The sequence below is a fragment of the Pseudomonas kribbensis genome (genome assembly GCF_003352185.1).
Taxonomy (GTDB): Bacteria; Pseudomonadota; Gammaproteobacteria; order Pseudomonadales; family Pseudomonadaceae; genus Aquipseudomonas; species Aquipseudomonas kribbensis.
Window position 1 is genome coordinate 2,614,857 of the sequence record NZ_CP029608.1, and the last position, 8,638, is coordinate 2,623,494.

The 8,638-nt window shown below is 62.2% G+C and carries 9 protein-coding genes; 5 read left to right on the plus strand and 4 right to left on the minus strand.

Features of this window, described 5'->3' with window-relative positions:
• Nucleotides 1-7 precede the first annotated feature (7 nt).
• Genes DLD99_RS11965 through DLD99_RS11975 form a run of 3 tightly spaced genes read left to right on the plus strand, consistent with a single transcriptional unit; the run spans nucleotide 8 to nucleotide 2,335 of the window.
• On the plus strand, nucleotides 8-1,000 hold the full coding sequence (locus DLD99_RS11965) for an alpha/beta fold hydrolase (protein WP_425273015.1): 993 nt from the start codon (nucleotides 8-10) through the stop codon (nucleotides 998-1,000).
• 24 nt (nucleotides 1,001-1,024) lie between these two features.
• Nucleotides 1,025-1,534, plus strand: coding sequence for a cytochrome P460 family protein (locus tag DLD99_RS11970; RefSeq protein WP_114882345.1), 510 nt, complete (start codon nucleotides 1,025-1,027; stop codon nucleotides 1,532-1,534).
• A 24-nt stretch (nucleotides 1,535-1,558) separates the two neighbouring features.
• Nucleotides 1,559-2,335, plus strand: coding sequence for an alpha/beta fold hydrolase (locus DLD99_RS11975; protein WP_114882346.1), 777 nt, complete (start codon nucleotides 1,559-1,561; stop codon nucleotides 2,333-2,335).
• A 46-nt stretch (nucleotides 2,336-2,381) separates the two neighbouring features.
• On the opposite strand, the gene DLD99_RS11980 is transcribed toward DLD99_RS11975, so the two are convergent.
• Nucleotides 2,382-3,593 (minus strand): MFS transporter, encoded by a 1,212-nt coding sequence (locus DLD99_RS11980; RefSeq protein ID WP_114882347.1) that lies wholly within the window; start codon nucleotides 3,591-3,593, stop codon nucleotides 2,382-2,384.
• Between the two features lie 134 nt (nucleotides 3,594-3,727).
• Here DLD99_RS11980 and DLD99_RS11985 point away from each other — a divergent pair, with 134 nt between their 5' ends.
• Nucleotides 3,728-4,543, plus strand: coding sequence for an AraC family transcriptional regulator (locus DLD99_RS11985; RefSeq protein WP_114882348.1), 816 nt, complete (start codon nucleotides 3,728-3,730; stop codon nucleotides 4,541-4,543).
• Nucleotides 4,544-4,677: 134 nt separating this feature from the next.
• Nucleotides 4,678-5,427 (plus strand): creatininase family protein, encoded by a 750-nt coding sequence (locus DLD99_RS11990; protein WP_085733939.1) that lies wholly within the window; start codon nucleotides 4,678-4,680, stop codon nucleotides 5,425-5,427.
• 62 nt (nucleotides 5,428-5,489) lie between these two features.
• Here the strand turns inward: DLD99_RS11990 and DLD99_RS11995 are convergent, their stop codons facing one another.
• From DLD99_RS11995 to DLD99_RS12005, 3 genes are all read right to left on the minus strand, one after another.
• On the minus strand, nucleotides 5,490-6,923 hold the full coding sequence (locus tag DLD99_RS11995) for a catalase (protein ID WP_114882349.1): 1,434 nt from the start codon (nucleotides 6,921-6,923) through the stop codon (nucleotides 5,490-5,492).
• 141 nt (nucleotides 6,924-7,064) lie between these two features.
• Complete coding sequence (locus DLD99_RS12000) at nucleotides 7,065-7,481, minus strand: organic hydroperoxide resistance protein (RefSeq protein WP_114882350.1); 417 nt, start codon at nucleotides 7,479-7,481, stop codon at nucleotides 7,065-7,067.
• A gap of 21 nt (nucleotides 7,482-7,502) precedes the next feature.
• Nucleotides 7,503-7,928 (minus strand): hypothetical protein, encoded by a 426-nt coding sequence (locus tag DLD99_RS12005; RefSeq protein ID WP_085733942.1) that lies wholly within the window; start codon nucleotides 7,926-7,928, stop codon nucleotides 7,503-7,505.
• Between the last annotated feature and the right edge of the window lie 710 nt (nucleotides 7,929-8,638).

Here is an 8,638-nt window from a genome sequence, read left to right on the forward strand (position 1 = left end):
CGTTTCGATGCTGGCGATTGCGCTGGGCATCGCCTCGGCATACGCCAGCGCCGCCGAAGTACCCGGCGGCAAGATCGACGCGATCACCGCCGGCAGCAACGTTTCATTCGGCGCGCTGAAACACGTCAAGGCCGGACTGCTGGACGTGTCGTACGCGGAAACCGGCCCCGTCGACGGGCCGGTGGTGATCCTGCTGCACGGCTGGCCCTACGACATTCACAGCTACACCGACGTGGCCCCGGCACTGGCACAGAAAGGCTATCGGGTACTGATTCCCTATGCGCGCGGTTATGGCGATACACGCTTTCTGTCGGCCAAAACCGTGCGCAATGGCCAGCCGGCGGCGCTGGCGAAAGACCTGATCGACTTCATGGATGCCCTGAAAATCAAGCAGGCCGTGCTCGGCGGTTATGACTGGGGCGCGCGCACCGCCGATATCGTCGCTGCGCTCTGGCCCGAGCGGGTAAAAGCGCTGGTGGCGGTGAGTGGTTACCTGATCGGCAGCCAGGACGCTGGCAAGACTCCGTTGCCTCCCGCCGCCGAGTTGCAGTGGTGGTATCAGTTCTATTTTGCGACCGAGCGCGGTCGTCTGGGTTACGAGAAAAACACCCATGACTTCGCGAAACTGATCTGGCAATTGGCGTCGCCGAAATGGAACTTCGACGATGCGACCTACGACCGCAGCGCCGCCGCGTTGCAGAACCCGGATCACGTCGCCGTGTCGATCTTCAACTACCGCTGGCGTCTGGGCCTGATCAAAGGGGAAGCGCAATACGATCCGCTGGAGAAAAAACTGGCGGCATTCCCCTCGATCGGCGTGCCGACCATCACCCTCGAAGGCGACGCCAATGGTGCGCCGCATCCACCGGCCGAGGCCTACGCCAAACGCTTCACCGGCAAGTACGAATACCGCTTGGTCAGCGGCGGTATCGGCCACAACCTGCCTCAGGAAGCGCCGCAGGCGTTCGCTCAGGCGGTGATCGATGCCGATCATCTCTGATAGCCGGCCTGAGGGGATCCGACGATGAAACTCAACCATTGGGCCGTGTTGCCGTCGGCCATTGCACTCGCCGCGCTGGCCGCCACCGGTGTCGCGTTGGGCGAGGCCGATGACAGTGACGCCTCGCCGATCTACGGCGTGAAGCTGCCGAAAAACTACCGCCAGTGGGCGCTGATTGCCCCGGCCCAGGAAGCCGCGCCGCTGGATGAATTGCGTGCGGTGCTGGGCAATGACCGGGGGATCAAGGCTTACCAGAGCAAGACGCTGCCGTTTCCCGACGGCACGGTGCTGGTCAAGCTGGCGTGGAAGCACGTGCAGTCCCCGGAGTTCGACCCCGCCTCGATTCCGGGGGCGGCCACCACCGTTCAGGTGATGGTCAAGGACTCGCGACGATACGCCTCGACCGGTGGCTGGGGGTTCGGCCGCTTCATCAATGGCAAGCCTGCCGATGAAGCCCAGCACCAGACCTGTTTCGCCTGCCATCAGGCGCGAGTGCAGAACCACGATTTTGTCTTCACCCGATACGCCCCCTGATCCCGTCACACAAGGAGTTGTCACATGAAAAGAACATTGACTGCATTGACCCTCGCTGCCGGCCTGTGCCTGGGCATGAGTGCCTTCGCCCAATCCACCAAACCGACCGTGGTACTCGTGCACGGCGCCTTTGCCGACGCGTCGAGCTGGAACGGCGTGGCGAAGATTCTCGAGAAGGATGGCTACACGGTGATCGCCGCCGCCAATCCGCTGCGCGGCGTCAAGAGCGATGGCGCGGCGGTTTCCGCCTTGCTGAGCAGCATCCAGGCGCCGGTGGTGCTGGTCGGTCACTCCTATGGCGGCAACGTCATCAGTGAGGCGGCCAACGATCATGCCAATGTCAAAGCGCTGGTGTATGTCAGTGCCTTTGCGCCCGAGGCCGGTGAAACCGTCGCCGGACTCGCCGGCAAGTTTCCCGGCAGCACCCTCGGCCCGACACTGGCGGCGCCCGTCGCACTGGCCGATGGAGGCAAGGACTTGTATATCCAGCAGAGCAAGTTTCACGATCAGTTCGCCGCCGATGTCCCGGCCGCACAAGCGGCGTTGATGGCCGCGACCCAACGCCCGGTTACCGAAGCGGCGCTGAACGAGCAGGCCGGCACGCCTGCCTGGAAACACGTTCCGTCGTGGTACATCTACGGCGACAAAGACAAGAACATCCCGCCCCAGGCGATGGCGTTCATGGCCAAACGTGCCGATGCCAAGGCAGTCGAGGTGGTCAAGGGCGGCTCTCACGTGGTGATGGTGTCGAACCCGGTACCGGTGGCCCGATTGATTGAAAAAGCCGCTGCGGCCAACTGAAACCCTGCGACGTGCCGAGGCGCGTCGCAGGTCTTTCACTTCCCGCTCAGGCAGCAGACACCTGTGGCGATGCTGCCGGTGCCAGTCTGAGCAGCGGGGTGATGCCGAGCATCAACAGCAGAACCGCGAACAGCAAGGTGTACGCCGGGCCATAGTGTCCGGTGTATTCGCGCAAAGCACCGAACAGCAACGGCCCGAGCGCGGCGATCAGGTAACCGATGAACAGCATGAACACCGTCCACAATCCGGCCTGCTCGCTGGTGCTGGCGTGATCCAGCGGCAAGGTCATGGCCACGGTGAAACCCATGCCCAGCCCGATGGCTGCGAGCACGACATAAAGCATCGGCCAGTACGCCGGCAGAAACGCCATGCCGCCCAGCCCCAGCAGGGCCAGCAACGCCGACAGCCCGAGCAGGCCGCGCCGGTCGTGAGCCTTGCCCGGAATCAGCCCCGCACCCACGCTGGCAACGGCGAACACCGCCGTAAAAATCCCCAGCAGGATGCCCGGGGACACACTCGACGTGGCCGCTTCCACCGACGCAGGCGCCATCCAGGCGAAGAGGGCGTAAACCACAAACTGACCTGCACCGAAATTCAACGCGATCAGCCACGCCTGCGGATTGCCCCACGGCAGGCGCTTGCGCTGGTGCGACGACTTCACCACTGGCGCCGATGTCGCAAAACGCCGCGCCATCCACACCCAACTGGCGATGGCAGTGAGGCACAGTACGCTCCAGAACCCGGCGCTGATCCGCCAGTCCTGCGCCAGCTCGGCAATCGGCGCGCTGAACACTGCCGCGAGGGTCGCGCCCAGGCTCAATCCGCCGGCATAGATGCCCATGAACAGTGCCGGGCGTTGCGCAAAGTGAGTCTTGATCCACGCGCCGGTCATTGCGCCGGCGACCGCAATGCCGACGCTGGCAAAGAACGTACTGCCGAGCAGGAAAAATGCATTCGGCGAGAGCGCCCGCAGCAAGGTCGAGGCTCCCAGCAGCGTCAGTGCGACAACCACGCTGCGATCGATCCCGAAGCGTCTGGCCAGGCTCGGAACCACCAGCGCGAACACGCCCATGCAGACGTCGGGGATCGAAGTCAGCAGCGCGGCCTGGGTGTAGCTCAACTGGAAGTGCTGCTGGATCAACAGCAGAATCGGCCCCACCGAAATGATTGGCGGCCGCAGGGCGATGGACAGGATCAGCAGGCCGATCACCGCCGTAATGGCCTGCTGGCTGCTGGAGAGATTGCGGGTGATTGCCATGGGAAAAGCCTCATTGATGAACAATGAGCGCAAGGCTAACAATGGGCCGGCCATGGCAAATGCCAGGATTTGTCGTCAAAGTGACAATCGTGGCCTTACGACGATCAAGGGCTGTTTTCAGGAGACTCCACGCGATGAAACAAGAGGTGCGCAAGGTCGTCGCCAGGCTTGAGTCCGCGCCGCGCAGCGAACGCTATCCCGACTATCAGGATGTGCCACGGGTGATGACCGTGCTGGTGCGCGATCAGGCCACCGGCGAATACAACGAACCGCACGTGCATCGGCACGGGCAGTTGCTGTATGCCTCGAACGGCGTGATGCGGGTGGCCACCGAACGCGGGTTGTGGATCCTGCCGCCGAAGCGGGCGCTGTGGATTCCGCCCGGAATGATCCACGATCAGTTGATGCTGAGCGCAGTCAAGATGCGCTCGATCTACATCGAGCCGCAGGTCTGCGCCGGGCTGGGCGATCACTGCAAAGTGCTGGAGATCCCCGGACTGCTGCGCGAGTTGATTCTGGCCTTGGCCGACCAGCCGATCGAATACCCGCAGGAAGGGCGCAACGCGCACATCGTGGCGTTGATACTCAGTGAACTGCAGGCGGCGCGGACGTTGCCGATCGAAGTGCCGTGGCCGGTCGACAGGCGACTGGTCACGGTGTGTGAGGCGATTCTGCAGGACCCCGGACAAGACCATTCGATCGGCTATTGGGCAGACCGGGTTGGCGCCAGCTCCCGTACGCTGATTCGCCTGTTCGTCAATGAAACCGGCCTGAATTTCCGCCACTGGCTGCAACAGGTGCGGCTGGCGACCGCCATCGACCGGCTCGACAAAGGCCAGTCCGTCGGGGTGATTGCCCGGGACCTGGGCTATGCCAGCCAGAGTGCCTTCAGCGCAATGTTCAGACGGGTGATGGGCGAATCGCCCCGTGAGTTTCTCGTTCGCGATTAGGGCGTTTTGGCGATTCCGATACCTTCGTATTCTGTCGTCGAAGGGAGGCGGGTGTTATCAATGACGCTGCTGTTGCAGGTGCATTGAACGCCAACCCTCGTTCCGCGAGGAACCTTCGAAGAGTGAGAATCCTGATGCTTTTATACCTATCGACCTGGTCCGAAATCGCCCAATTCCTCGAACGCAGCCGCACCATCGTCATCCCGATTGGCTCCAACGAGCAGCACGGGCCGACCGGCCTGCTGGGCACCGACTGGATGTGCCCGGAGATCATCGCCCATGAAGCGCAGAAAAGTGCAGACATCCTGATCGCCCCGACCTTCAATATCGGCATGGCGCAACATCACCTCGGTTTCCCCGGCACCATTTCGCTCAGGCCCTCGACCTTCATCGCCGCCATCGCGGACTGGACCCGTTCGCTGGCCGCCCACGGCTTTGAAAAGATCTTTTTCCTCAATGGCCACGGCGGCAACATCGCCTCGATCGAAGCGGCGTTTTCGGAGCTGTACGCCGAGGCGAGTTTTGCCCGGCGCAAGGCCGGGTTCGCCCTGAAACTCTGCAACTGGTGGGATCTGGAAGGGGTGAACGAGCTGGCGCGTGACCAGTTCCCGACCGGCCACGGCATTCATGCAACGCCTTCGGAAATCGCCGTGACCCAGTGGGCCTATCCCGATTCCATCAAGTCGGCCGTTTATTCGCCGCAGATCGCCAACTGGGGCCCGATCCGCGAAGCCGCTGACTTCCGTGCCCGTCACCCCGATGGCCGCATGGGCTCGGACCCGGCCCAGGCTTCGCCGGAAAAGGGCCGGCAATTGGTGGAAATGGCGGCTCGCGGTCTGGTGCAGGAGGTGCAGGCCTTCAGCCGCGAATCATTGCCTGACTGACCCGTACAAACAACAACGCCCGGTTAATCCGGGCGTTGTTGTTTCGGCTCCGTCATTGCAGATCAGCCGAGTGCCTCAATGGCGTGCGCAACCCCTGCGCCATACGCCGGATCTGCCCGGGTGCAGTGGTCGATGTGTCGTTGTTTCGACGCTGCGCTGGCACCATGAATCGAGCGCGCGGTGTTATCGAACAGGGCCTGTTTCTGGGCCATGGTCATGGCCCGGAACAGCGCGCCGGGTTGCGAAAAACAGTCGTCGTCCTCCCGGTGATCCCAGTGCCCCGCGCTGCCTTTGAGGGCCAGCGGTGGCTCGCTGAAATCCGGTTGTTCGACCCATTGGCCATGGCTGTTGGGTTCGTAGCCGGGGGTGCTGCCTGCATTCGAATCAGTGCGCATCTGGCCGTCCCGGTGATAGCTGTTGACCGGGCAGCGTGGGGCGTTCACCGGGATCTGATGATGATTGACGCCCACGCGATAGCGCTGTGCATCGCCGTAGGAGAACAGGCGGGCCTGGAGCATCTTGTCCGGTGAGAAACTGATGCCGGGCACGACGTTGGCCGGGTTGAAGGCTGCCTGCTCGACGTCGGCGAAGTAGTTGTCGGGGTTGCGGTTGAGTTCGAGTACACCGACTTCGATCAACGGGTAATCCTTGTGGGGCCAGACCTTGGTCAGGTCGAAGGGATTGATCGGGTACGTCTCGGCGTCCAGCTCCGGCATCACTTGCACGTAGAGCTTCCATTGCGGGAAGCGGCCTTCCTCGATGCTGGTGTACAGGTCGCGCTGGGCACTTTCGCGATCATCGCCGATCAGTGTTGCGGCTTGCTGATCGGTCAGGTTCTCGATGCCTTGCTCGGTCTTCCAGGTGAATTTCACCCAGAATCGCTCGTTCGCCGGGCTGATGAAACTGAACGTATGGCTGCCGAAGCCGTGCATGTGGCGGTAGGTGCGCGGCAACCCGCGCTCACTCATGACGATCGTCACCTGATGCAGCGCCTCGGGCAGCAGCGTCCAGAAATCCCAGTTGTTGCGGGCGCTACGCAGGTTGGTGCGCGGGTCGCGTTTGACCGCATGGTTGAGGTCGGGAAATTTCAGCGGATCGCGCAGAAAAAACACCGGCGTGTTGTTGCCCACCAGATCCCAGTTGCCTTGCTCGGTATAGAACTTGATGGCAAACCCGCGAATGTCACGTTCGGCATCGGCGGCACCACGCTCGCCGGCCACGGTGGAAAACCGGACGAAGATATCGGTGGTTTTGCCCACGCTGGAAAACAGTCTGGCCTTGGTATAGCGGCTGATGTCACGGGTGACGGTGAAGGTGCCGAATGCTCCCGAACCCTTGGCGTGCATGCGCCGTTCGGGAATGACCTCACGATCGAAATGCGCCAGCTTTTCCAGCAGCCATACGTCTTGCAACAGCACCGGGCCTCGCGGGCCGGCGGTCTGCGAGTTGTTGTTATCCACCACTGGTGCGCCGGCGGCGGTCGTCAGCTTTTTCATGCGCTACTCCTGGCTTTTGTCGGTTTGCCGCCATCACATCAAAAGCCTTGGGAGCCCTCTATTGCACCATGGTGTCGCTGCATGGAGGCAGGCGTGTTTGGCGTGTCGGCGTTTGGCCGTTCGGGAGCGGCAGAGGAGGGATCAGGCGAGGGTGATGCTGACGTTGATGTTGCTGCGCGTGGCTTTGGAGTAGGGGCAATTCTGGTGCGCCGCTTCGATCAGCTGGAGCGCCACTTCCGGCTCGATCTCCGGCAACGACACGGCCAGGCGGGCCTGCAGGAAGAACCCGTGCTCTGCGTGTACGAGGTCGACTTGAGCCTCCACCCCGGCGTTTGCCGGGAAGCCGATCTTGCGAGCGTTGCAGGCGTGGCGCAGGGAACCGAGAAAGCAAGCCGACCAGCACACCGCGAACAACTGCTCGGGATTGGTTCCCGTCCCCGGTGCGCCCGGTGGAGAGAGCCTGAGATCAAGTCGACCATCGTGACTGCGTGCGGTCCCCTCACGGCCTCCTGTGGTGCAGGTCTGTGCGGTGTAGAGCGTTTTTTCGATGTTGATCATGGGCATTCTCTGGTGAAGATTTCACTGCGTCGAAAGATCGATGCAGGCTGAGCGTGGGGTGTCGTGACGTTCTGCGGCAGACGCACCCGCTAGCGGCGTGGGGTGGTCCGGCGCTGTGATGCCCCGATGGCCCAGGTTGTCGAGCAACGTGGATCGTGCAATCTCGATGAGCCAGGCCCGAAACGGAAAGCCGGGGTCATGCCGGGCCTGCTCGAGATACAGGGTCTTGAAGGCTTGCTGGACGAGGCGGCCGGTGTCCTCGCGACTGATCCTTCCGGCCTGTACCTGGCCTTCGAAATAGGCGATGAGCAACGGTGTCACCGTCGCGAACAGTTGCTGGGATTCAGCCCTGTCATGCCTGACGGCGCCCGTGACCAAGGCATACAGTTCGTCGTTGCCGAGTCGGTCAGCCTCGCACAGGCAATGTTGGCGATAACCTTCAGCCATGATCGGATCCCTCGCAAAACCATCGTTCGACCGACCGCGACAACCCATGATGTCTGCAGGTTGCCTGACGTTCAGCGGTGAGCGTCAATCCTGCCCCCAGGACCTGATCGACTGCCAGTTATGCGTTGTTAGCGCTTGTTAGCGATGTGTGAATGATGTGATTGAAGTGACGACTGCCTGGCTGTCAGGCCGGGGTCTTGGCGTGGTTTTCCGGCAGTGGATGCCTGAAGGACGGGCAGGTTTGCGCTGGCGCATTTATGACAACCCGGTCGCTTGGCCATCATTCCGATGGCGTAGGAAACACCCGATATTTATTTCGCACTTTTCCTACATTTTGTTTGCCTCTCCAGCAAAAAACGTGGTTATTATCCGGCGGCGCTTCGGGTCACAAACCCGGCGCCAGAAGATTGCCGTGCGTCTACAGACCCGGCAGTCGCAGCCGATCGGGACCACCCTGGCGCTGTCACCCACCGCGCAGGTTGTTCCTCGTCGTTGACCCTCAAATGGAAGTCGAGGTTTCAATTGATCACGCGGTTTGCAATCGACGATGCAATGAGCAGGGCGACGGATGTCGTCAACGATTCTGTCATCTCCCCAGCTGCCTGCGCGGACCGCGCCGCGGTGTTCTTCGCCAGCCTTTCTCCCCCCGGTTTCCTGTGTGTGCCTGCGTGCGACGCGAGTCTGCATGCGCGTGCCGCGCCATCTTCCTG

What these genes read in the sequence shown, in the direction of transcription:
- DLD99_RS11975 (WP_114882346.1), top strand. Translation starts at nt 1,559, where the DNA reads ATGAAAAGAACATTGACTGCATTGACCCTCGCTGCCGGCCTGTGCCTG.
- DLD99_RS11980 (WP_114882347.1), bottom strand. Translation starts at nt 3,593, where the DNA reads ATGGCAATCACCCGCAATCTCTCCAGCAGCCAGCAGGCCATTACGGCG.
- DLD99_RS11995 (WP_114882349.1), bottom strand. Translation starts at nt 6,923, where the DNA reads ATGAAAAAGCTGACGACCGCCGCCGGCGCACCAGTGGTGGATAACAAC.
- DLD99_RS11970 (WP_114882345.1), top strand. Translation starts at nt 1,025, where the DNA reads ATGAAACTCAACCATTGGGCCGTGTTGCCGTCGGCCATTGCACTCGCC.
- DLD99_RS11965 (WP_425273015.1), top strand. Translation starts at nt 8, where the DNA reads ATGCTGGCGATTGCGCTGGGCATCGCCTCGGCATACGCCAGCGCCGCC.
- DLD99_RS12005 (WP_085733942.1), bottom strand. Translation starts at nt 7,928, where the DNA reads ATGGCTGAAGGTTATCGCCAACATTGCCTGTGCGAGGCTGACCGACTC.
- DLD99_RS11985 (WP_114882348.1), top strand. Translation starts at nt 3,728, where the DNA reads ATGAAACAAGAGGTGCGCAAGGTCGTCGCCAGGCTTGAGTCCGCGCCG.
- DLD99_RS12000 (WP_114882350.1), bottom strand. Translation starts at nt 7,481, where the DNA reads ATGATCAACATCGAAAAAACGCTCTACACCGCACAGACCTGCACCACA.
- DLD99_RS11990 (WP_085733939.1), top strand. Translation starts at nt 4,678, where the DNA reads ATGCTTTTATACCTATCGACCTGGTCCGAAATCGCCCAATTCCTCGAA.